The sequence below is a fragment of the Solitalea lacus genome, assembly GCF_022014595.1.
Classification (GTDB): domain Bacteria; phylum Bacteroidota; class Bacteroidia; order Sphingobacteriales; family Sphingobacteriaceae; genus Solitalea; species Solitalea lacus.
Genome location: NZ_CP091740.1, coordinates 1837041 through 1860650 on the forward strand (window position 1 = coordinate 1837041; position 23610 = coordinate 1860650).

The window sequence follows — 23610 nt, forward strand, 5'->3', positions numbered from 1 at the left end:
ACATATGTCAACAAAGAGCAGGACCTATCTATTTTAAGTCCTGCTGATTTTAATTCCAACTGTTTATGATTTTACTTCCGGTTGATGGATCATTAATAATTTTAACATGCGTTTCAATCTCTTGTTGAAGATCTTCAACATGTGAGATTAATCCTACAATTCTATTTTCTTTGCGGAGTGATTTTAATGCCTCGAAAACAATTTGTAAAGAGTCTTTATCCAGGGATCCAAAGCCCTCATCTAAGAAGAAGAAACTTTGTTCTGATCGGTTAAAGTGCTGAACACTTTCGGCTAAAGCTAATGCAAGGCAAAGAGAAGCCTGGAATTTTTGTCCGCCAGAAAGAGTTTTTACTAACCTCATATGTCCATCATTAAGCATATCTCTTACATGGAAATTGTTTTGATTATCAACTTCTAAATGAAGTTGTTGACGGGTTAGTTTATGAAAACGATTATTGGCTGCCAGGCATAACTGCTGCATATAAATAGAGGAAACATAATTTACGAACCCACTTCCTCTGAATAAGCCTGATAGAGTAGCCAGATTTTCACTACGGTGTTGCAACTTGTTAAATTTCTGTTGTAGCTCTTCTTTTTTCTTGAAGTCTTGTAAATACTGATTGAGTTGTGCTATTGCCCGTACTAAATTGTCATTTTTTTCCTGCCAGTCCGTTTTTATACGTTGAAGCTCAAGGGTCAATGATTCGAATTCAGCCGTATTAAATGTTTTGCCCAGGCTTTGCTTCTCTAAACGTTCAATAATACTTAACAGCGAGCCTTTCTTTTCGTTAAATTGGTTAATCTGTTCTTGAATGGCATCAATATTTAAAGCTTGAGCTAAAATGGCCTCAACTTTTGATAAGTTTTCAAATGAAGATTGTTCTACCGCATTAGAAAGTTCATTTTCAATTTGTTGAAATTGTATTTCAGCGTTTGCATGATCTTGCTGTAATGCCTCAAATTGGCCTGATAAACCAGCTTTTTGTTGCTCTAATAGTTGTAAGTCAGCTTTTAAGCGTTCAGTATCAGTTTCAATTTGCTTTATTTTAATTGCAAGCTGCTCTGATGCTGAAATAAGCTCAACAGCAGATTGTTTATTCTCGATAAGTTGCAAATGCTTTAATTGACTCTCTTTTTCTGAAACTCGAACCTGCAATGCTATAAATTGATTTTCAAGGGCATTGATTTTAGTTTTGGCTCTTTCCAACAATTCATCGGTTTTCGTAAGTTGAGTGTCCGCTTGCTCTTTTTGTTGTTCTAATGACTTTAATTCGGCATTCAGACCTTCTGCTGATGCAATTAAAGTTTGAAGTTTGTCCCCGTCATCAGCAGTAAAACCTTCAAACGAAAATGTTTGTATCCAGTCGTTTAATGCCATTTCTGCTGCTTTTAGTTTTTCAGTTTGTTTGGCTAATAAACCTGTTTGTTGTTCATAAACAGATTCCCATTTTGCAATTGCAGTTTGTGCAACGGCAAATGAATTTTGCTGACTTTTTAATAAAGACAATTTGTTGTTTACATCATCGGTATGTAGTTGTAGATCGGAAGTATTTAAAATAGCAGGATGCTCTGAACTACCACATAAGGGACAATTGGCTCCATTATGTAACTGCAGTGCAAATTCTCCTAATTTCAATTTTACGAGAAAATCTTGCTGTAACTGCTGCAGTTCTCTTTCTTGTTGTAAAAGATTTTCAGTAAGTCCATTTAGTTTGCTTACTATTTGTTGTGGTTTATCCGATCCTTCAAGTAAAACTGATTTAATGGAGTCTGGTAAGCAGGTACTTAAAGATTGCCCATGAGAGGATAATTCCCGCTCCTGCATAAGGAATTCTGTCCTTGCATTTTGCCAAGCTTGAAAAAGTATTGCTTTTTGGTTAAACCAAGCTCCGAGTTTGCTCAGCAGTGACCAGTCAGGCAGTTGCTCTCTTTTTTTAGCTATATGATGTTTTAGCTGATCTGAATTCGTTTTTTGATTTGTCTGAATGACTTCTTGCTCCTTAATATAATTTTTTCCCTTTTGAAGTGAATCGACAATAGTCACCTCTTCGCTTTGAATAGCAAGGATATCTGCAGCAATTTTATAATCGCTCGAAAGATCCTTGTACTGCTGCAGTTGTTCAAATTCTGGTAAAAGTGCTGAAAGTTGTGCGTTTTTCTCAGTTAATCTAGTTTCAGTTTCAAGAACGATTTGGTTTAACTGAGCGAGGCGTTGTTTTTTTTGAAGCAATTCCTGTTGCTTTTCTTTTTTTCGTTCAAGAATTGCTTTAAAAATTTCAACCGCCTTTCGGTAATTATCAAGTTGCTGTTGAAATTGTAAAATATTGTTTTCCTGCATTATGTGCAGGTTGAAGTTTTGTTTAGTCTGTTCAAGCTCATCAACTATCCTTTTCAGGTCGATAAGAGCCTGGTGCTCAATTGTTTTTTTATTAACTTGAATGCTTAAACATTCCAACTCTTGTTTTAGTGTACTGATTTCCTGTTCAAAAGCCTGAAGGTTGGATACATCCAAGCCTTCAAACTGTTTCATTTCACCTTCCAGGCTCGCTTTCTCAGTATTATTATGCGCAATTAACCGGGCTATTTTATCCGAAAACTCAAATTTTTCAAGTGCGAAAATATCTTTAAGCATCCGTGTTCTTTCGGTATTCGAGAGTTCTAAAAATTCCTGGAATTTTCCTTGCGGGATAATAATGGTTCGACGGAAGTTGTCATAGCTCAATCCAATTATTTCTTCGCCATTCAATTTTTCCTGAGGAATCCATTCATTGTTTTCCCATAAGTAGAATACTCGGGTAAATTGTTTTACATCGTCAAACTTTTTGCCCCTTTTTCCGCTAACAATGGCTCGATAATATTTTCCGGCGTGATTATAAAATTCAAAATCAATTAAAACTGTAGTTGATTTTAAATTCATCATATTAAAGTACCGGTTGTCACCGCTTTGGCCCAATCGATCAAGTGCTCCATAAACAGAAAAGGTGATAGCATCCAATATTGTTGATTTACCAGAACCAACACCTCCAAAAATGCCAAACAGCTGACTTTCTGTTAAATGGGCAAAATCAATGAAGTGTTCCTGTTCATCCTGGTAGGAGTAAAGGCCTTTAATGGTTAACTTAACAGGAATCATTCTGCATCCTCCGCTTTTAATTCTTTGAATAGACTTAATAGTTCTTCATTAGGCTCCTGGCCTTTTTTATGCTTGAAATATTGGATAAATAAAGTGTCTACGTCCTGAGATAAATCAATACTATTGTTGGCTGTTTCAGTAGGGGACTGATTTTTAATTTCAGGGATAAGTGTAACGATGCCATCATGTGCCTGTTCAAGCCGCTTACGATCAATTGATTTAAGATATTCGTCGCTCACAATTGTCAACTCAACCAAACAATCAGGATTATTGGAGAGCCAATCTATTGCCAAGTCTATTTGATCAAAGCGTTTTCGAACTAAACTTTTTCCTTTTGTAAGTGCAATTTTTTCAATTTTGACTTCAGTTCCTGGCTCGGCAGTAAGTACGGCAACAAATTTGGATTGCCCCGCTTCGCTAAAGCTATAACAAAGCGGACTGCTACTGTAAATTACAGGGCAAGGCGAACTATCAATTGTTTGAAATCGATGCAAATGCCCTAATGCAACATATTGCATTTGTTGAGGTATATTTTCTGAGAAAATAGCCTGAGCTCCACCAATATGTAAAATTGGTTTCTCGTCATCTGGTTCTTCAGGTATTTCTCCACCTTTTTTCATAAAAAATAAGTGTGCCATGAGTATGTTTACACCAGTGTTGTCGCAATATTGATTTGCCAACTCGCTCCATTTTTGTTGAAGCAGATCACGGAGTTCTTGTTCACTGTTTTTTGCATTAAGCATCGTTTTTAATCTAACCTCATTGGCGTAAGGAGTTAATAGCAAACGTAAATGGGGGGTATGTTCAGGCAGTTTAAGTTCTATAAAACCGTTGTCCGAATTAATGATTTCAAGGCCAGTATCAAGTTTTATCTTACCAAGATTGGTGTTGGGATAGCCAGCAAAGAAAATTCCGCATTCCCGAGCCAAAACATCTGGCGCGTCAACTCTCTCAGGTGAATCATGGTTGCCGGCAATGGCGATAATGGCTCTTTTGCCATTGTTTGACAGTTTTTTTAATGTCTTATATAAAAGCTCAGTGGCCTCTGTTGAAGGGTTAAACGTATCGTATAAATCTCCGGCAATTAATACAGCATCCACCTCTTGCTCATTGGCAATTTGGCAAATTTCATCTAACACTTCACGCTGTTCCTCTAATCGCGAAAAGCGTTCTAAGCGCTTCCCTAAATGCCAATCTGCTGTATGTAGAATTTTCATCTCTGTTTTATTGTGTTGTGAATCAGTTAAATGAAATCGGAGCTTCCGGGTTTATTTAAGCCAAATTTTACAACGCGAGTTTCCAATTAAATTTTTAGCAAACCAAACTTTGATTTCAATAATTAGAAAATCAAGAGTGTGTGGGGATTATTTTCCGCATAAAAGGCGTCAGTGCCACAATCAGGGTTAATTATTTAAGCTTGGGAAGAAAGATTTTTACTGAAAATACCCCCATAGAAATGAAAAAATAGATTTTTCATGGCTTTTTCTATTGGTTTGCTTTTGTTTGATAATTAGGTGATTATCTTCTGTTTACATTCTTTAAAATATAACTTATTTACTTTTAGATAGAATTGTTGCTGTTCAGTTGTTCCTATTGGCATTTTATTCGCAATTTGCAGGCTTTATTAAAAATGAAGTGATGAAGAAATTATTGTCGTTAACAGTTGTTGTTTTATTATTGTCAGTGGTGTCAGTTAAGGCACAAAGTTATACTACTGCTTTAGGTGGCCGTATCGGTACCGAAAGTGGTATTTCGTTAAAGCATTTTGTGAAATCGAACGCTGCTTTGGAAGGAATTTTAGCTTTTAACAACCATAGTTTTGAATTGACCGGATTATATGCAGTACATGGAAATGCATTTAATGAAGCTGGTTTGGATTGGTTTGTTGGCGGAGGAGCTCACATAGGTTCTCATCGTCATCATAATGACTATGATAATCATTATGATGGTGATGTAATTTTTGGTTTAGATGGTGTTTTAGGACTTGAATATACATTTTCAGGCGCTCCTATTAACATTGGTGTCGACTGGAAACCGGAATTGAACTTTACCGGTTACGAAGGGTTCTACCCAGATAACTTTGCCATTTCTATTCGATTTACTTTTGGACGATAGTTTAAGTTAAAAATTGTATAGTTTGAAACCGCGGAATTTTTCGCGGTTTTTTTTATTGAATAATGTTAAGAAGGGGGGATAATATCGATTTTTCAACTACAAGTTTTCCCCGTAATACTCTTCAGATTTCTAAGAATATCGTCATAAATGTTTTACACGTTATACTAATAGATTATTCTATTTTAGCTTTTCAAATAAAGAAAAATGAACAAAATTATTTTAACAGCAGCTGTAGCATTTGCATTTGCTGCATGTAATAAAGGCGGTAGCGGATACAAAATTGAAGGTGAAATAAAAGGATTGCCAGATAACAAAAAAGTGTATCTGATTGCAACTAATTTTGAAGCCCAAAAGTTTGATACACTATCTAAAGCCGTTAGTAAAGATGGAAAGTTTGAACTTAAAGGAACTTTAACAGCTCCTGATTATTGCGCGTTAGTAGTCGAAGGTGAGCGTGCAGGCTCAGAACTGATGGTTGAAAACGTTAACATTAAAGTTAAGGGAAGTATTGACAGCTTACATAAGTTGAATATCAGTGGTTCTAAATCACACGATGAGTTTATTAAAGTAGAAGCCACTCTTAAGAAGAGCACTGACAAATTGCAGGCAATTCAGCAAAAAGCAATGATGATGGGCCAACAACCTGATGAACATCAAATGCAAGCTTTGCAATTGGAGTACATGGCTATTCAAAATCAGATGCAAAATGATATCAGGGCATATGCCAAAAGTAATCCTTCATCAGTTGTAGCTCCGGTATTGCTGATTAATACTAATCAGGACTTTGATGTACAGGTGTTTCAGCCAATTTACAATAGCTTTACAGAAGAAGTAAAGGCTACTCCGGCTGCAAAATACATGAAATCAAGACTTGATAAAGAAGTGAAATTGGCTATCGGGCAGAAAGCTCCGGAATTAAAAGCATTAACGCCAGATGGAAAAGCTTTATCGTTAAGTGAGTCGAGGGGTAAAGTTACATTGATCGATTTTTGGGCTTCTTGGTGTAAACCTTGCCGTATGGAAAATCCAAATGTTGTAAAGGTATATGAAAAGTACCATGGACAAGGTTTTAATATTTTAGGCATTTCATTAGATAAAGACGCAGAAGCCTGGAAAAAAGCAATTGGTGAAGATAAATTACAGTGGAACCATATTTCAGACCTTAAGTATTGGGATTCTGCCCTTGCTAAAGAATATAATGTTCAATCAATTCCATACTCTATTTTATTAGATAAAAATGGAGTTATTGTTGCCAAAAATTTAAGAGGAGAAGAGCTGGAGAAAAAAGTAGCTGAATTAATGGCGAAAAACTAAGTTGTTAATTTTAACCTTAAACATAATCTAAAACCCAAATGAAAAAGACACTATTAGGAACAGCGTTAGTATTGCCTTTATTGGCAGGAAGCGCTTATGCTCAATCAGGTGGTTACAATATTACCGGAAAGCTTACCGGCTTAGCTGATGGTAAGAAAGTCTATTTATTACAACAAAACCCGGCAACAGGCAAAGTTGACACTCTTTCTAAAACTTTGTCGAGTGCTGGTGCTTTTCAGCTTAAAGGTTCTGTGCAAGCACCTGATATACAGTTTTTAGGTGTTCAGGATGCTAAAGGTCGCCCGGTGTTGTTATTTGTTGAAAACAGTAAGATGTCAATCAATGGTAGTGTTGATGACTTGAGTTCAATTACCGTTACTGGTTCAAAAACGCATGACGAGTATGTGAAATATACCAAATTGACTTCGGGTATTAATGAGCAACAAAAGCAGCTTGGTAATCAGTATAGCGAAGCTCGTAAGAGTAATGATAAAGCCAAAATGGATGAAATCGCATCCAAGTATGATGCTTTGGATGCAGAAAAATCTAAAATTACTAAAGACTTTGCCTCTCAAAATTTGCAATCGTATGTTACGCCTTTTCTTTTAATGCAAAATGTAGGCGATGAAAATGCGATAGAATATAATGCTATGTATGAGAAGTTTCCTTCAAAAATAAAGGAGTCAGCGTCTGCAAAATCATTAAAGAAAAGAATTGATGCTCTTTTGAAAACAGCTGTTGGCCAACAGGCTGCAATGTTCACAGCGAAAACTCCTGAGGGAAAAGATTTATCATTGAAAGAAGTATTAAGTACTGGTAAATACACAATGATTGATTTTTGGGCTTCATGGTGTGGTCCATGCCGTGCTGAAAATCCTAACGTAGTTAAGTTGTATGAAAAATATCATGCTAAAGGCTTTAACATTTTGGGTGTTTCATTAGATCGTGATGGCGAAAAATGGAAAAAAGCTATTGCTGATGATAAATTAACTTGGAACCATGTTTCGGATTTGAAGTATTGGCAATCGGAATACGCAGCTATGTATGGTGTTCAAGCTATTCCTGCTACATTTTTATTAGATGCTAATGGAAAGATTGTTGGCAAAAACCTAAGAGGTGAAGAGTTGGCTAAGAAACTTGAAGAGTTACTTGGTTCGATGTAAAAGATAATAAATAATAACCTTATCGAAGTAGTAAACCCGTCGAGCTCCTAAGCCTCGGCGGGTTTCTTTTTATAACTTAATTGATAATTCGCTTCAATTTAACTCATAATCTAACTCTGGTTTGGGTTCTTTTTTTAGTGGTCCGTCAATCCAATTCTTTCTTCCAATAACTTCAGTAAACAAATAGGCGAAAAGAAGAATGTATTCAAGTGCAATTACTAAGTTGTTCTCTTTAAATGGTGTAGTTTGGTAAGCAAGGTAGCTGAGTGGGAGTAAAGCAGTCCAGATTAATGGAAAACGATAATTTGTAAATAAGCTCAAGGTCATTAACGCAATGCAATACCACGGAAAAACTGCCGAAGAGTATAGTAATAAAATAAATAAAATCCACATCATCCGGGTTGGTAATAACTCTTTTTTGCTAGAAGTTAGAAATGTAAAGTAAAGTAGTACACCTAAAAAAGTTCCCCCAATTATTTTAGAAATAAGTAATGAATGCTGTAATCCGGTCAACTTCGACCCGAAGTGATCTATAAGATTATAAAAGCCCGCATTAAAGTTATGGTTATAGTAATATTGCTGTAATCCGTTTACAATATGACCAAGTTGGTCTATATTGTAAACAAAGGGTAAAGAAAAGATAATGGCAGCAACCAGTCCAAGTAGGGCAATATCAAAGGCTTTTCTAAATCCAAAGGGTTTTATCAATAACGGAATGAAGATTATGGGTAAAAGTTTAATGCAAAATGCCATTGCCATAAACAAACTGGCAATTAATGTTCTGTTTATTGTTAAGAGATAGATTGCCAATAAAGTGAAAAATATCATGCCTGCTTCAAGATGTAAATTGGCACAAAACTCAATAATAGCTAATGGATTGAGCGCATAAATTGCAATTCGGTTTTTAGGTAGATTAAACTGTTTAAGGAGCAAAATAATCATCCAAAATGTACCTAATTCAAACAACAAAATGAATCCTTTCATTACCAAAACACTTTTGTAAAGATCATTTGGGAATAGGGTACAAGCTATTCCGTATATGGATTGGCAAAAAGGTGGATAAATAGAATAGGAATGAGGAGAAAGAAGCTTACTGTACAATTCGGGTGTAATTCCACTTATTTCAACTCCTGCAGCCATGTAGCTTGCGGGGCGATGTGCAAAAGGGTCGAAACCGTTACGTAATAATTGCCCATCCCATATATATCTGTAAAAATCATGGGAAAGAGCAGGCAAAGCAAATAATACGGTTATACGCAATAATGCTCCACTCCATAAGTTTAATTGATAATAGTCGTCGTTATTATAATACTTGAGGAGAATGAAGTAAACTGCAAAAGAAAGGGTAAAGAGTGAAAGTATTTGTATGCCTTGGTTTTGAGTAGTAAAGTAACTTAGACCAATCAAGAATATAAGCAGGACCTTATGCAGTCCGTAGGGTAAAGCTTTTTTCATTTTTGCAAAATTAAGAACATACTTTATGTTCTTTACTTGTTTAATAAGAAATTTGACGTTTAAACAGATTAAAATAATGACATTACAGCAATTTACCGACCAGATGGGTAGAATCGTTGAATTTAATCATCCTCCACGTCGGATTATTTCACTTGTTCCTTCTCAAACAGAGCTTCTTTTTGAACTCGGACTCAATGAAGAAGTGGTAGGTATAACTAAATTTTGTATTCATCCTACTGATAAATTTAAAATTACAGACAAAGTTGGGGGTACTAAAGCCATTAATTTTGAGAAGATTAGAGCATTAAAACCTGATTTAATTATAGGTAATAAAGAAGAGAACCTGCAAGAACAAATTGAACAATTGATGAAAGAGTTCCCGGTTTGGATGAGTGATATACATACCTTGGATGATGCTGTGGAAATGATTACCGCAGTTGGGCAATTAGTGGAGAAGGAAATAGAAGCCACAACGCTTACAACGAAAATTAAAAATGAGTTTTTGACTTGCACAAACTTATTTGGACCTGTGGGTTCAAAATCACCTCTTTCAGTAGCATATTTTATTTGGAAGGATCCATATATGGTTGCTGCAAGCAATACATTTATTGATCATATACTTTCCTTAATAGGTTTGGAAAATATTTTTTCTGAGAAGGAGCGCTATCCTGAGGTTACATTTGAGGACTTAAAAAAGGCTAGCCCAGATTTGGTTTTTTTATCATCAGAGCCGTATCCGTTTAAGGATAAGCATGTTAATGAGATTCAAAAAATGCTGCCTGAAGCTCAGGTATTACTGGTAGATGGAGAAATGTTCAGTTGGTATGGCAGCCGTTTACAGTACGCTTCAAATTATTTTCAAAAAATTTCATTTTTTTCTTGAGAATTAAAATAAGATTTCTACTTTTGCAGTCCCGAAACACACAAGGGAACGCGGAAGTGGCGTAATTGGTAGCCGCACCAGACTTAGGATCTGGCGCCGCGAGGCGTGGGGGTTCGAGTCCCTTCTTCCGCACAAACATAGAAAGCAGCCCAAAAAGGCTGCTTTTCTACATTATGGACACATTATAGACACATTCAAAAAGGAAAAGTTGATTTTTGTGGGGTAAGAACTTATTATGCACGATTCCTTTCAAGCCCTTCTTCATCTGATTATTCCCGAAGGTGTTTCTGACTATTTCCAACTAGTTGATCATAAAGAACAACCGGATCCCCAGCTCTGGGTAATCCACCCTCTCAATACATATGGCAATGCATCTTTTCTAATATTTTTATTTAGAATTTAATTCACCAAAGCCGGCCAATAAAATTAAATAGATAATCTATTAAAACAATGTATTAATCCATCAATTAGTTGGACAATCCATCAAAATAGCTATATAATCCATTTTTGTGTTAGAAATAAAAGATTGTTTTGCGTATGAAAAAATCACACATATTTAACCTATAGTATTATTATGAAAATTTTACATTATTCCTGTGGTCTATTGATTTTATTATCAACTTTAAGTTCATGTGAAAAAGAACCTCTCAGTGATTTAAAGGTTTCTATATCAGAAAAAAAAGATCAGAGTTAAAAGCTTTTGTCAAATATTTGGATGGATTACCGAATGATAGTTTAAGGAGGGAAGCCATTAATAAAAAATATCCCGTTCGAAAAAATAACTTTATCAAAAATGTCGAATCTACTGAAGACCCTACTGCTGAAGAACTCGCATCTTGTGGTGAGGGGTATGAATTTCAAACTGAAAGAGAATATTATAGTGGACAGGTAGGAGGTTTTCAAATTGATGCAGAAGATCCTAATGGCCAAACATATCGAGCCCGTTGGGGAGTATGGACGCAAAGTCAATGTCTCTGGTATATTGATTCTTATGAAAGATTTGTACTTTATACCCAATATGGAAACGAAAGAATTCAAGATAGCGAGCACTTGTACTCCGTTCTATTAGGTTTTAATAATTATGTAAATTGGACAGAACTGGAACATTTTCATCAACGTGGATCTTATAGCGCAGTTGTTTATTTGAGAGGAGTCCTTACAGTTAATAAGGATGGTGCATTGCAGTATTCTTCAATCAAAGAAAGATCTACTGCTTGTACCATAGAGGATATAAAGAGGGGATTTCGTTACTAAGTATAGAAAACCAAAGATTTTTAAAGTCTTTGCTTTATTTTTTAATTCGTTATTATATAATCTTATTTTATGTTTAAATTTTACGGATTTCTATTTTTTTGTTTTGTAGTATATGGTTGTCATTCTCAGCCTTTAAAAACACCGCCTAAAAATGGTACTTTAATTGTGAAATATTATTTTTTTGATACAAAAACTAATAAAGAACAGCAAAATACTTTAATTCCTAATACAAAAGTATTGTATTATAAAGATTTTATAATTGAACAATATATCCAGACAAAAAATGTAAAAGTAGGCAACTTGGAAACTGTGATTTCTAAAGATTCTTCTTTCTATTTTATTAATACTGTTTCTGGAAAATGCGACAGGTACACAAGTTTTTCAAGTAATGCTACAAAAGCCGAATCTTTAAAGTGGGAAGACAAACTAATTGGATTAGTTGGTTTACAAAAAAGTATGAGTCCATCAACATATGGTATTAATGAGCAAACCGCTTTTGCAGATACTTTAATAGACAATAAATTATATAAATTCTGCATACATAAAAAACCAACCGACAAAACAATCACTTACTTTGTAAAGAACCAGGTGACAGGCTTACCTATAATGAAATTATTTGATAAAAAATATGGCACATTGGCCAGAGTAGATAGAATTGAGAATGTCTCAGGATCAATGACCTCAGTAAGATTAGAAATTAAACCAGAGAATCTTACAAAAAATGAGATCCAGGTTTTTGATGCATGGGAAAAAAAACAAAAAAATTAAACAAAAACAAAGAATACTTATATCCAAATCGATTAACATTTTCAAGGATATTTATAACAACACCTAATATCTTATTATTTAATATAAAGGCAGTTTCTGAAGACTGCCTTTATTTTTTAGTTGTTTATTATAGTTTAATGGTTGCAGGACTGTTCTGAGACGCTTGTCGCCATGGATGACGCACATAAAAAATCCCCATCCAATTAAGAATGAGACCACATCTACCTATGAAAACACGGTTGGGAACCAGATTGTAATACGAATATGCTGCTTTTTTTATTATTAGGAAAATGAAAAGCCCAGCGGGAGCCAGGCATTTTCATACAATTAAACCAAACCTAAATGATAATTAAGATTTATTCTTTTTGAGTTTTAGCCCGAATTTGATCAGTATCCCAAGTGTTACTATTAAGGAGCAAAAACCTATCCAGTTCCCTAAACTTTTCGGAATATTTGCACCAGCAGTAGTATCTGCCTGTTTACCTTTAAAACTACCTTTCTTCTGAACGTCAGCCTTTGTTTCGCTTTGGTTATTCTGAATGCTGCTTTTTTGCTCCATTCTGTTTTCCTTTGAGTTGGAAAGACGTTCTTTAGTTGATTTTTTAATACCGCTTTTACCTTTCCATCAGCATCTCTAAAGCTTTCAAACTCCTGAACTTCACGTTCATAATTAACCTGGTTTTTACTCACACTTGCCGAATCAAAAGAAAAGAAATGGTTTACTTCTTTTCTGGAATACGAACTATCTGAAGTGCTGGTTTGCTTTAACTTTTCACGGGAGCCGCAAGACCATATTCCTGAGATCAGGAAAAAGGCTAGTATAGACCATATAGTCAATAATCGCATAGTATAGACTAATTAATTAAACAATTCCTTTGACTGCTGATAAGCATCTTTCAGGCGGTTATCATAATTTAACTTCTTAAACAACGGACCGTTATAACCACGTGCGAAAGTTGCCCAGTCTCTTATCTGTAAGGCTTTGAACATGGCCGGATTTGACTTAATGAAATTAATTGCTCCTTTGACCTGGTTAAATTCAGATTCTTTAAAGGCATCTATCATAGCATCCACAATCTGAAAACCAGCCGCCTTATGATTGAAACCCATTACCTGCATCATTCCCCAGGATGTAGAAAGCATGGCCGCTTCTTTATCCAGTTTCCATGCCTCATTAAATGCGATCCATTCTTTAGGCTGGTTTTCCACACCGTTAGCAACACGATTTCCTGTGTAACGCTGGAAATGATAAGGTTCAAACTGGATTAAAATTTTGCCGGTAGAAGCATCAAAGCCTTTACCTGATCCTTCTACCTTTATTACTGCCATTAATGCCGATGGTTCAAGGTGGTTTGATACGGCTAATTCAGCTATATCGTTTAGTTCAATGAGTTTCATGTTACTTTATTCTACTGCCTATCAAATCATCCAATCGCTCAAATGCTTTGGTGTTTTTCTCGATTACCTCAAGCATTTGTGCTCGATCTTCTTCAATGTATTTTTCCATTTTCTCTGAAAGCTTATTTTGTTGCTTCCAAAAAAGGTATGCGACAGCAACCAAAATGATGATGGAAAAAAGCTGATCACCCAACTTTTCTAAAATGCCAGGCGGTAATACTTCAGCTGCTTGTAGTAAGATGTTGTTCATTTATGTTATGTGTTATACTAGTTTATCAATACTGTTTACACTATGATTCTTTTCAAATCGGTTTAAAACCCGATTTAAGGCGTTACCCATTTTAGTGAGAGTGTTTTTAACCAAGTTCTTTCCTAATGCACTGCTAATGGTTTCTTTTCGGTTTCCAAACTTGTACCCGTCTTTACGTTTTAGAGTAGCGTTAAAATATCCTTACCCCAAACATTAGCATACATATCCCGGCTAATTGCCATTAACTTGTAATTGATATTAATGATTCTCCACCAATGTCCTATTGATTGCGCTTGCTTAATGCTTTGATAATGCATTACCACCTGTGCAAAAACAAATACTAGCACACTTAAAATGACCGATATGAGGTATGGAGGAATGCCCATTAATTAAACTGAATTGTAGGGTTAGCAATTTCTTCGTCGATCTTAGTGCAGTCGATGCCCAATGCTGTTAAACCAATTTTTGCAGCAAGTAAATCCGCTGCTATAAGAATATCATCCGCCACATACGTGATGCCTGAAGTTGGTGCCGCGCTAATTGAATACACGCTGAAATTTGCCCACCTTATTAAATATCTGTTCATTTTTTCTTAATTATTTAGTTATCCAAATGTGTCCGTATTGATTAACCATTACCCATATCTTTTCTTTCGGAGTTGCAGGGGTTCCATTACTAATACCTTGTACATAGCCTGCTGGCTGTTGGTTGATGCCAGATGGAGTTTGTGTTGCATCTCCTATTGAAATTACTGATACATTAATATTCATCCCGCGAAAAGGAAGGCTATTGGCGCCAGTCATGGCTGCATTTGTCGATACAAAGTCATATAGATTGTTGATTAGTGTATCTAATTTATTGGATGGAGTTGTCCCAAAACGCCTTAAAGCAAGCGTTTTAAGTTTCGTTAGCGATGAGAGATAAGCAGGAAGCACAGGGGTTAGATTTATACCTCCAGGTATTGAAAGTGTATCGAGATTAACCAATGTAGCAAGGTTACCCCATCCAGTAAGTGCATTTGAAAATCCATGATCATAAGACTTTAAACTAGGAATAGTGTTTACAACCGTTGGAAACTGAGTATGGTTGGTTGAGTAAATAGTCAATGAGGTTAGATTGACCAATTGATTAAAGTTTGAAGGCAGGGGCCCTGCTCCAAAATGATTGTCTCCCATTACCAATGACAAGAAATACTTGACAATCAGCTATCAGTTAGAATATGAGCCAGTAGGCTTTTGGCATCCTCGAGTTTTCATAGGAGACCTATCAAAAGTACCGACTACAATCGAAAACTTCCCATATAAAAATGACTACGATGTAGATAATATTTGCACTTTTATTAAAAATTGGAAAATCCAATTTCCATTGAACCACTATAAGAAAGGAGATGCTATTTATATTGTTTCCTCACTACAATTAGAAATCAACTGGTTCCAAGTGCCTGGACGTGGAGAGATTTTTCCTGAAGATTGTGATAATGAAGACCTTTTTGAAGCCTGGGTAGGAGACGATTTGATAGATCCTCAAAAAAATCTACATTACATTGCTTATGTTATAAAAAAATAAATTCGAAAAGAATTAGATTTCTCTTATAAAATGTAAAAGCGGACGGCAGATAACCAACTGGGTGCATCGATACGAAAAAGAAGGGATTGAAGGATTGAAAGATCGAAAAGGACGAGGTAGGCGCAGTGCCCTATCGGAAGATCAACTAAAGAGAATTAAGTCATTAGTCCTCTTGGAAAGCCCCAACCAGCACGGATTATCATTGGAAAAATGGACCGGCCCCCTTCTGGTGAAATGGATCAAAAATGAATATGGATTAGAGTATCAGAAGGCTCAGGTATACAATCTGCTTGAGAAAGTCGGCATTACATTTGAAAAGAAGTGCGGATTGATAAATAAAGTGTAATTAATTTATATACTTTTCACCAAAAGTGGCGAAGAACCACTTTGCTCCAGATTATCCACAAATAATGATGGTTAAAAAAAACTAGGAAAATTGTTAAGGGTTAGGGTGGTATCTTTCATGCTTAAAAGTTAAGAAAAATAAAAGCAATATTTTATTTGTTTTAAAAATGTCGAATTTTGCATTATAAATAAGCCATTTATATTTATTTATGAAAAACCAAGTAATAAATATTCCAGAAAATTCACAAGCAGCTGTTGTTATCAAAGCAATGATGGAACGTAAGAAATATGTCCAAAAATTGGTGAGAGAAGGAAAGTTTGATGAATTGAAATTAAATGGAATTAAGCTCGGCAAAGCCTTATAGTATAGAAGTAGATTCTATCAATTACGACGCGCTCTGTAAACACTTCGACTTATATATCCAGTCTTTACAATCCTTTGGCATAAATACTCCACAGGAGTATTCGATTTAAAAAGTATGGTGCTAAAAGGGGGGGCATGAAAAGTAAGTATAACAGATCATGCATCGATTATTTAAGTTTTGTTAACATTCTCAATGCTACTGCGGCCGTTTGAGTACATTCGTGGCGTGCCAGATTCTGGTTTTTATTATTTGCCTCACGCAATAATTCACCAGCTTCTTCTGCAACAATTGCAGCTTGATGTACTAAACAATCAGGGAATTGTGGATGCTTTTGTAGAGCATAACTGTAGTGTCTTAATACATGTTCTAATACACCAACTAGTTCCGTAGGTACTTCAATAGTAGTTTTCATATGCTCTGATTTTAGAAAGAAAATTAAGACATAAAAAGTGCCAAGTTTTTCATTTAGTGTTATTTATGGTTATGTTTTTTTCGAAATATTAATCTATTCTTTTTTGCTTTTAATTGATTCAAATACACCGTACACAACATTGCAAAAAATGATATTGCAATACCCGCAATCCATGTTTGATAAGAATAATTACGGTAAATTGTATGGTAAGCTAGATGGGACTGTTGAGGGAGATCATACCATCTTTACGGGTATTATTTATTCTAATAATATTCAATATTTAGATCAGTTACATGATGCATTTAACAGGACAATTGATGACTTTACTAAAGTGTAGATTCTTATTATAATAAAAGGACACATAAGGGACACATTTTTAATAAAAAAATGGAAAGTTTAAATAAAAAAACTACTTTTGCACCTCCAAAAAAGCGGTTGGATGCGGACGAAAACAAAGGAGCAGTTTCCCCTTCTTTCGCACAGGTATTTAAGCCGCCGCTTAGACGCAGGATTTTTAATTTAAACTAACAGTATTGCTAAATACTTAACCTTAAGGTCAATAAAATAATTCTTTTTTAAGATGAATATCACCCAAGAAAAAATCAACGACTTAAGCTCAATAGTTACTATCAACATTAAGCCTGAAGACTATAAAGCTAAAGTAGAAAAAGCTATTAAAGAGCATGGTAAAAAAGTACAAATGCCAGGATTCCGTCCGGGTATGGTACCTGCCGCTCATATTAAAAAGCTTTACGGTAAAAGCATTTTGGTTGATGAGATCAATAATTTGCTTTCTGATTCGTTGAACAATTATATTGCTGACAACAAATTGGAGGTTTTGGGTCAGCCACTTCCAAAGGTTGATCAGGATGCGAAATACAACTGGGATTTTGAAGATTCGTTTGTATTTAGCTATGAATTAGGTTTGGCTCCTGAATTTAAAGCTGAATTTTCTTCAAAAGATAAATTTACCAAATACAAAATTACTGCAGACGAAGAAACAATTAAAAGTCGTACCGAAAGCTTACAACGTGCTTATGGTAAAATGACTAATCCTGAAGTTTCTTCTGATAACGACAGTTTATATGGTGAGTTTGTGCAGTTGGCTGAAGATGGTTCTGTTTTAGAAGGTGGTATTGACAATAATGCATCTTTACGTATCGAACTAGTTGAAGATGCTAAAATTAAAAAGTCATTAGTAGGTTTGAAAAAGGATGATGTAGTAAGTTTTGATATACAGAAAGCTTACAAAAACAATGCACACCTGATTCATAACTTGTTAAATATTAGTGAGGAAGAAGCTACAGAGTTAAAAGGTAACTTCCAGTTCACGGTTAAAAACGTAAACCGCTTAGAGCCTGCTGAATTAAATGAGGAATTCTTTAATAAAGTATTCCCTGATGGTAGCGTAACGAATGAAGATGGCTTTAACGCTTATGTTTTAGAAGAGATCGAAAAACAAATGGAAACAAATGCTGATCGTAAGTTTTCAAATGATATTTACGAATATGCATTAGCTAATATCAAATTTGAACTTCCTTCTGATTTCTTAAAACGTTGGTTAAAAGCTACCAATGAGAAGTTATCTGATGCGGAATTGGAGAAAGATTATGATTCATTTGAGAAAAACCTTAAATGGTCGTTAATTGAAAATAAAGTTCTTCAAGCTAATAACATTGAAATTAAACCTGAAGAAGTTGTTGCTCTTGCTAAAGGACGTATTGCTACTCAATTTGCAATGTACAGTCCAACTCCAATTGACGATGCTCAGTTGAACGAGTATGCTCATAACTTCCTTTCAGATCGCGAACGTGCTACTCAAATGTACAATGAGGTTCGCAGTAACAAAGTTTTCGAATTCTTGAAAAACACAGTTTCAGCTGAAGAGAAATCAATTGACTACAAATCATTCTTAGAATTGAAATAATTCTGCCGAGTTAGTCATATTGTCATAATATAGGGAAATCTGTCATGTAAATGGCAGATTTCTTTTTTATTTATAAGTTATTGATAAATAGGGTTTTGTTGGTCTATGGGGCTTGTGCTTAACTGTTTACCCCTTACTTTACAGTATCAATCATCATTTATGTATGATATTTGATTATATTCGTTTCAACAAGAAATAAGAATGAAATAACGACAATAGCTAATCAGATGCTGTTAAAATCTTAGTAAGCTGTTGATTGTTAGTATCATGATATCATTAAAAAAATCTAATTTTATATTTCATGAAAGACAGAATCGATAAAAACGAATTTCGTAAATATGCTGTAAAGCACCATCGTATTAATAGTTTAGCTGTTGACGGTTTTATTTCACGTGTTGAAAATCGTAAGCTGCCAACTAACATTACGCCTTATATTATTGAAGAACGCCCTATGAATGTAGCTTCAATGGACGTTTTTTCACGTTTGATGATGGATCGTATTATCTTTTTAGGTGATCCGATTTATGATGTTACAGCAAATATTGTTCAGGCTCAGTTGTTATTTTTGCAGTCAGTAGATGCAAAGCGTGATATTCAATTATATCTGAACAGTCCGGGCGGTTCTGTTTATGCAGGTTTAGGAATTTACGATACTATGCAATTTGTAGAGCCGGATGTTGCAACAATTTGTACCGGTATGGCAGCATCAATGGGAGCCGTACTTTTATGTGCCGGAGCCGCAGGTAAACGTGCTGGCTTAGCGCACTCTCGTGTAATGATCCACCAACCAATGGGTGGGGCAGAAGGTCAGGCATCAGATATCGAAATTACAGCTCGTGAAATTGGTAAATTGAAGAAAGAGTTGTACGAAATCATTGCTCGACACAGTGGACAAACTTATGATAAGGTTTGGGAATCTTCTGACCGTGATTTTTGGATGATTGCACAAGAAGCCAAAGAATTTGGTATGATTGATGAAGTATTGACTTCAACCAAGGATATTAAATAATAAAGTATGATTTTAGGGAGGCAATTAATAGAATTGTCTCCCTGAAATCTAATATCAGATAATGAGTAAAAATCAAAAAGACGTTAGGTGTTCTTTCTGTGGTTCGTCAAAGCAAGATGTTGCTTTAATGATTGCAGGAATTGATGGGCATATCTGTGATCGTTGCCTTGAGCAAGGTTATCAGATTTTGAACGAAGAAACCGTTCAAAACAAAGCAAAAAAAGCGCAGCTTGAATTAAATCTTGTTAAACCGATTGAGATAAAGAAGCATCTTGATCAATATGTAATCGGACAGGATGATGCTAAGCGTGTGCTTGCTGTTGCTGTTTACAACCATTATAAGCGTTTAAACCAAAAGGTGGATAAGGATGAAGTTGAGATTGAAAAATCAAATATCCTGATGGTGGGTGAAACAGGAACAGGCAAAACGTTATTGGCAAAAACAATTGCCAAAATATTGCATGTTCCGTTTTGTATATGTGATGCTACTGTTTTAACTGAAGCAGGTTACGTTGGGGAAGATGTTGAAAGTATTTTAACCCGTTTATTGCAAGCCGCTGATTATGATGTGGCTGCTGCGGAACGAGGCATCGTTTATATTGATGAAGTAGATAAAATTGCTCGTAAAAGTGATAATCCTTCCATTACTCGCGATGTGTCAGGAGAGGGTGTGCAACAGGCGCTCTTGAAAATTTTAGAAGGAACAGTTGTAAATGTACCTCCACAAGGCGGTCGTAAACACCCAGACCAAAAAATGATTGCCGTTAATACCAGCAACATTTTATTTATATGTGGTGGAGCCTTTGATGGAATCGATAAAAAAATCGCAAATCGTTTACAAACCCAGGCAATAGGTTATGGAGCTAAGAAACACGGAGAAAAGATCGATAAGAACAATATGCTCCAGTACATTACTCCTAAAGATTTAAAAAGTTTCGGATTAATTCCTGAACTAATTGGTCGAGTACCTGTATTAACTTATTTAAATCCTTTAGACAGGGCTACTTTGCTTTCCATTTTAGTAGAACCTAAAAACTCATTGATTAAGCAATACATCAAACTGTTTTCATATGAAGGCATTAAGCTTTCTTTTGAAAATGAAGTATTGGAGTATATTGTTGATAAAGCAATGGAGTTTAAACTTGGAGCTCGTGGTTTGCGCTCAATTTGTGAAGCAATTATGATTGATCATATGTTTGAGCTACCATCAAAAGAAAATGTGAGCGAGTTAGTGATTACATTAGATTATGCTAAAGATAAGTTTGAGAAATCGGCCAATTTGAAAAAGTTGAAAGCCGCTTAAATTATCTCCATTGATATTAGTTTTAAGAGAGAGCCTATTCGGTTCTCTTTTTTTTTGCTTAATAATCGGTTGAAAACCGTATTTTAAACCTCATTATCTGCCTTTATTCCTTAAAGTTGAATTTTTATTAAACTTGATTAACTTTTTTTTATTATGAAAAATTAAATTATTTTAGTTGTAAATACATTTAGATGGGAATTGATCATTATTTAATATATTTGCTTAATAATAAAAATTGCTTGTAAAATTTCGGTTTCAAAAAGCGTTTTGTTATAATTACCTTATCTAACTTTCCTCTCTCTACAAAAACTGACAGTTAAACCCTGTCAAACAATTCCCATTATGAAAATCTAATCATTTTACTTATGGGAAACGTTTACAAACTAAACACCAAACCCGACCATATGAAATTCGACCGCGGTTTCACAATACGGTTATCCGCATTAGTGAGTTGTTTGCTAATTGTATTATGCAATTGGAAGGCAGCTGCTTTGCCTTTTAAAGTACAATCAAGGCTAAACGTTCATAGGTTAATTTATGCATCTTTTTTACCTGGGGAATCTTTTACCTTTTCACCAATAAGTAATAACACCATCATACAACCTCCGGTTTATGGAATTTGTAATGGCTTTTCATTTGATTCAGGATTGATAGTAGGGTCGGATGCATCTCCTGCAGGCACAACTTATAATTGGCAAAAAAGTATTGACTTAGGAGTAACCTGGACAGATGTGGGCGTAACCTTACGAGATTACAATCCTCCTGTATCAACTAAAACCACATGGTATCGAAGAGTTGCCATTAATGGCCCTGACCAGGACATAAGTAATGTTGTAAGAATTGTCATTGCTAGTACTTCTGTTGGAAATAATACTATTTTAACCAATCAGGATATCGTTTCCGGAGCTACCCCTCAGAAGCTTATTGGATCGGATCCTAATGGTGGTGACGGTGTAAGTTATGAGTTTGTATGGGAGCAAAGCAAAGACGGCTCTACATGGCAATTAGTTCCTGGGGCCTTTACCGGAAGAGATTATCAGCCAACAGCATTAACTACGTCCACTTTTTATAGACGGAGCGTGCGAATGGGAGTGTGTCCTGTTTTCGTTAGTAATACAATTAAAGTAACAATAGTTCCGGTTTCTGTTTCTGGCAATACCATTATTCAACCTTTGGAAAATGAAAAGTGCGGTATAGCTAGTTTTAATCCAAAGGAAATAGCTGGCGCGCAGGTTTCTGTAACTACAGGGGCAACCTTTACTTATCAATGGACGCAAAGTATTGATGGTGGTGCCACCTATACCAATATCCCCGGAGCTGTTGGGCAGAACTATGATCCGCCTGAACTTACCAGAACAACCCGTTTTAGGCGTGATGTTATATCAGGAACAGTAGTTAATAACAGTAATATCGTATTTATTATTATCAACCCTGATGGCGTTGGTAATAATGTTATAAATCCTATTGCTGATGTTAAGGCCGGTGTTCAGCCGCAATTAATTACAGGAAGTGATCCTACTCCAAGTGGGAACGTATTTGAATTCAGATGGGAGCAAAGCGCCGATGGTTTAACAGGCTGGACTTCTGCTCCTGGAGCTAATACAGGTAAAAATTATCAGCCTCAGCCGTTGATTCAAACCACGTATTTTCATCGGAAGATTGGATCGGGAGTTTGTCCATCTTCAGAAAGTAATAGTATAAAGGTTACGGTTTTGCCTTCAGGTGCTATCTCTAATAATAAAATAACAGCGCCCCCTACAGTTTCCTATTGTGGATTGTCCTCTGTTGATCCAAGCGTTATAACTGGTACTGCTGCAACTAATGTATTAACCTACCAGTGGCAACAGAGCTTTAATAACAACAGCTGGTCAAACATTATTGACGCAACAGGACAAAACTTTGATCCTTCAAACTTAAACCAAAAAGTATCATTCCGCCGGATTGCAATTGCCGGAACCACCCGTGATACGAGTAATGTTGTAGTGTTTTTAGTTACTCCGGTTGCACTTGATAATAATACAATATTATCTCAACCACAAGTAATTCCGTCAGGAGGTATACCTGCTGCTATTGCAGGGTCTCTGCCAACAGGAGGAGATGGAACCTACAATTACTTATGGGAGAAAAGTGAGGGTGGACAAAATAACTGGGTTGTTGCTTCTGGTATTAATAACCAACTGAATTACCAACCTCCAGCACAATCAGCTCCTGTTTATTATAGAAGAACCGTGACTTCTGGGGCATGTAGCTCAACAAGTGAAAAATACCTCATCGCAATTACTACTAACACTGATTTGGCAATTGAAAAAACTGGAGGCATTAGTGATGATGTTCAGAATGCTGTTCAGTTTATCATAAAGGCGATCAATAAAGGTCCTCAAGACGCAATGGCTATTGTAGTGACTGATACATTGGCAGATAATTTGGAATATATTTCATATAAAACAGATGTAGGTTTTGTTGATTATGATCCTGTTAAAAAGATTATAAAATGGGAGATTGATAAACTAGCTGATAAGGAGGAAGTAAAACTTAGGATTAATGCTAAACCTCTTGAAAATCGCAATCTAATAAATGAAGCCTTTATTTCGGCGCAGGTCGTTGACGCAGATTTGTCAAATAACCGTTCAAAGGCAGTAATTAGGGAGGTTGTATTTGGTATTGATGCGGCGCATGTTCCTAATATGATTACTCCTAATGGTGATGGATATAATGACGTGTTTAAAGTTCCAAATATTGTTAGTTTTCCTAATAACGAGTTAACAATTATGGACAGATGGGGAAATAGGGTATATGCTGTAAAAGAGTATCAGAACAATTGGAATGGCGAGGGATTAGCTGAAGGAACTTATTTCTATGTGCTAAAAATTACGGTTGGGAATAAAATAAAAGTATATAAAGGTTTTATCACTTTAATGAGAAGTAGAATAAGTGGTTAAATGTAATGGTG

General features: G+C 35.5%; 24 protein-coding genes and 1 tRNA gene. 15 read left to right on the forward strand and 10 right to left on the reverse strand.

Annotated features, from left to right (window positions below; all coding sequences use genetic code 11):
• Nucleotides 1–49 precede the first annotated feature (49 nt).
• Together L2B55_RS07785 and L2B55_RS07790 are read right to left on the reverse strand one after the other, a co-directional pair.
• A complete protein-coding gene (locus L2B55_RS07785; protein ID WP_237849985.1) occupies nucleotides 50–3133 on the reverse strand; it encodes an AAA family ATPase in 3084 nt (1027 codons plus the stop codon).
• The gene (locus L2B55_RS07790) at nucleotides 3130–4350 is read right to left on the reverse strand and encodes a metallophosphoesterase family protein (protein ID WP_237849986.1); all 1221 of its coding nucleotides are present in this window, start codon (nucleotides 4348–4350) and stop codon (nucleotides 3130–3132) included. Before L2B55_RS07790 ends, L2B55_RS07785 begins: the two co-directional genes overlap by 4 nt.
• A gap of 421 nt (nucleotides 4351–4771) precedes the next feature.
• Between L2B55_RS07790 and L2B55_RS07795 the strand changes: the two genes are divergently transcribed.
• The 3 genes from L2B55_RS07795 (at nucleotide 4772) to L2B55_RS07805 (ending at nucleotide 7725) form a co-directional block, all read left to right on the forward strand.
• Nucleotides 4772–5248, forward strand: a complete 477-nt coding sequence (locus L2B55_RS07795) for a hypothetical protein (protein WP_237849987.1) — start codon at nucleotides 4772–4774, stop codon at nucleotides 5246–5248.
• A 204-nt stretch (nucleotides 5249–5452) separates the two neighbouring features.
• Nucleotides 5453–6562 (forward strand): TlpA disulfide reductase family protein, encoded by a 1110-nt coding sequence (locus L2B55_RS07800; RefSeq protein ID WP_237849988.1) that lies wholly within the window; start codon nucleotides 5453–5455, stop codon nucleotides 6560–6562.
• Between the two features lie 38 nt (nucleotides 6563–6600).
• Nucleotides 6601–7725: a TlpA disulfide reductase family protein gene (locus L2B55_RS07805; RefSeq protein ID WP_237849989.1), complete on the forward strand. Its 1125-nt coding sequence runs from the start codon at nucleotides 6601–6603 to the stop codon at nucleotides 7723–7725.
• 93 nt (nucleotides 7726–7818) lie between these two features.
• On the opposite strand, the gene L2B55_RS07810 is transcribed toward L2B55_RS07805, so the two are convergent.
• Complete coding sequence (locus tag L2B55_RS07810; RefSeq protein ID WP_237849990.1) at nucleotides 7819–9180, reverse strand: MptA/MptB family glycosyltransferase; 1362 nt, start codon at nucleotides 9178–9180, stop codon at nucleotides 7819–7821.
• Nucleotides 9181–9256: 76 nt separating this feature from the next.
• Between L2B55_RS07810 and L2B55_RS07815 the strand changes: the two genes are divergently transcribed.
• The 4 genes from L2B55_RS07815 (at nucleotide 9257) to L2B55_RS07830 (ending at nucleotide 12085) form a co-directional block, all read left to right on the forward strand.
• Nucleotides 9257–10063, forward strand: coding sequence for an ABC transporter substrate-binding protein (locus tag L2B55_RS07815; protein ID WP_237849991.1), 807 nt, complete (start codon nucleotides 9257–9259; stop codon nucleotides 10061–10063).
• A gap of 50 nt (nucleotides 10064–10113) precedes the next feature.
• Nucleotides 10114–10195, forward strand: a tRNA-Leu gene (locus L2B55_RS07820).
• A 579-nt stretch (nucleotides 10196–10774) separates the two neighbouring features.
• Nucleotides 10775–11317, forward strand: a complete 543-nt coding sequence (locus L2B55_RS07825) for a hypothetical protein (RefSeq protein ID WP_237849992.1) — start codon at nucleotides 10775–10777, stop codon at nucleotides 11315–11317.
• A 69-nt stretch (nucleotides 11318–11386) separates the two neighbouring features.
• Nucleotides 11387–12085, forward strand: coding sequence for a hypothetical protein (locus tag L2B55_RS07830; protein WP_237849993.1), 699 nt, complete (start codon nucleotides 11387–11389; stop codon nucleotides 12083–12085).
• A gap of 435 nt (nucleotides 12086–12520) precedes the next feature.
• On the opposite strand, the gene L2B55_RS07835 is transcribed toward L2B55_RS07830, so the two are convergent.
• From L2B55_RS07835 to L2B55_RS07860, 6 genes are all read right to left on the reverse strand, one after another.
• On the reverse strand, nucleotides 12521–12931 hold the full coding sequence (locus L2B55_RS07835) for a hypothetical protein (RefSeq protein WP_237849994.1): 411 nt from the start codon (nucleotides 12929–12931) through the stop codon (nucleotides 12521–12523).
• Nucleotides 12932–12943: 12 nt separating this feature from the next.
• Entirely contained in the window at nucleotides 12944–13483 is a 540-nt protein-coding gene (locus tag L2B55_RS07840) for an N-acetylmuramidase family protein (RefSeq protein WP_237849995.1), read from the reverse strand.
• A 1-nt stretch (nucleotide 13484) separates the two neighbouring features.
• The gene (locus L2B55_RS07845; protein WP_237849996.1) at nucleotides 13485–13733 is read right to left on the reverse strand and encodes a hypothetical protein; all 249 of its coding nucleotides are present in this window, start codon (nucleotides 13731–13733) and stop codon (nucleotides 13485–13487) included.
• Between the two features lie 179 nt (nucleotides 13734–13912).
• Nucleotides 13913–14080, reverse strand: a complete 168-nt coding sequence (locus tag L2B55_RS07850; RefSeq protein ID WP_237849997.1) for a hypothetical protein — start codon at nucleotides 14078–14080, stop codon at nucleotides 13913–13915.
• A gap of 38 nt (nucleotides 14081–14118) precedes the next feature.
• A complete protein-coding gene (locus L2B55_RS07855) occupies nucleotides 14119–14319 on the reverse strand; it encodes a hypothetical protein (RefSeq protein ID WP_237849998.1) in 201 nt (66 codons plus the stop codon).
• 10 nt (nucleotides 14320–14329) lie between these two features.
• Nucleotides 14330–14908, reverse strand: a complete 579-nt coding sequence (locus tag L2B55_RS07860) for a leucine-rich repeat domain-containing protein (RefSeq protein ID WP_237849999.1) — start codon at nucleotides 14906–14908, stop codon at nucleotides 14330–14332.
• Between the two features lie 19 nt (nucleotides 14909–14927).
• On the opposite strand from L2B55_RS07860, the gene L2B55_RS07865 reads away from it, so the two are divergent.
• The 3 genes from L2B55_RS07865 to L2B55_RS07875 all read left to right on the forward strand — a co-directional run bounded on the left by L2B55_RS07865 (nucleotide 14928) and on the right by L2B55_RS07875 (nucleotide 16009).
• On the forward strand, nucleotides 14928–15299 hold the full coding sequence (locus L2B55_RS07865; RefSeq protein ID WP_237850000.1) for a hypothetical protein: 372 nt from the start codon (nucleotides 14928–14930) through the stop codon (nucleotides 15297–15299).
• Between the two features lie 25 nt (nucleotides 15300–15324).
• Nucleotides 15325–15645, forward strand: coding sequence for a helix-turn-helix domain-containing protein (locus L2B55_RS07870; protein WP_476749662.1), 321 nt, complete (start codon nucleotides 15325–15327; stop codon nucleotides 15643–15645).
• A 208-nt stretch (nucleotides 15646–15853) separates the two neighbouring features.
• Nucleotides 15854–16009, forward strand: coding sequence for a hypothetical protein (locus L2B55_RS07875; RefSeq protein ID WP_237850002.1), 156 nt, complete (start codon nucleotides 15854–15856; stop codon nucleotides 16007–16009).
• A gap of 166 nt (nucleotides 16010–16175) precedes the next feature.
• On the opposite strand, the gene L2B55_RS07880 is transcribed toward L2B55_RS07875, so the two are convergent.
• On the reverse strand, nucleotides 16176–16421 hold the full coding sequence (locus tag L2B55_RS07880; protein WP_237850003.1) for a hypothetical protein: 246 nt from the start codon (nucleotides 16419–16421) through the stop codon (nucleotides 16176–16178).
• A 148-nt stretch (nucleotides 16422–16569) separates the two neighbouring features.
• Between L2B55_RS07880 and L2B55_RS07885 the strand changes: the two genes are divergently transcribed.
• From L2B55_RS07885 to L2B55_RS07905, 5 genes are all read left to right on the forward strand, one after another.
• The gene (locus L2B55_RS07885) at nucleotides 16570–16758 is read left to right on the forward strand and encodes a hypothetical protein (RefSeq protein ID WP_237850004.1); all 189 of its coding nucleotides are present in this window, start codon (nucleotides 16570–16572) and stop codon (nucleotides 16756–16758) included.
• A gap of 243 nt (nucleotides 16759–17001) precedes the next feature.
• Nucleotides 17002–18348, forward strand: a complete 1347-nt coding sequence (gene tig, locus L2B55_RS07890) for a trigger factor (protein ID WP_237850005.1) — start codon at nucleotides 17002–17004, stop codon at nucleotides 18346–18348.
• A gap of 301 nt (nucleotides 18349–18649) precedes the next feature.
• Nucleotides 18650–19357 (forward strand): ATP-dependent Clp endopeptidase proteolytic subunit ClpP, encoded by a 708-nt coding sequence (clpP, locus tag L2B55_RS07895; protein WP_237850006.1) that lies wholly within the window; start codon nucleotides 18650–18652, stop codon nucleotides 19355–19357.
• 61 nt (nucleotides 19358–19418) lie between these two features.
• Nucleotides 19419–20660 carry an ATP-dependent Clp protease ATP-binding subunit ClpX gene (gene clpX / locus L2B55_RS07900; RefSeq protein ID WP_237850007.1) on the forward strand — a complete coding sequence of 414 codons (1242 nt, stop codon included), beginning with the start codon at nucleotides 19419–19421 and terminating at the stop codon, nucleotides 20658–20660.
• Nucleotides 20661–21025: 365 nt separating this feature from the next.
• Entirely contained in the window at nucleotides 21026–23599 is a 2574-nt protein-coding gene (locus tag L2B55_RS07905) for a T9SS type B sorting domain-containing protein (protein ID WP_237850008.1), read from the forward strand.
• Nucleotides 23600–23610: the final 11 nt, after the last annotated feature.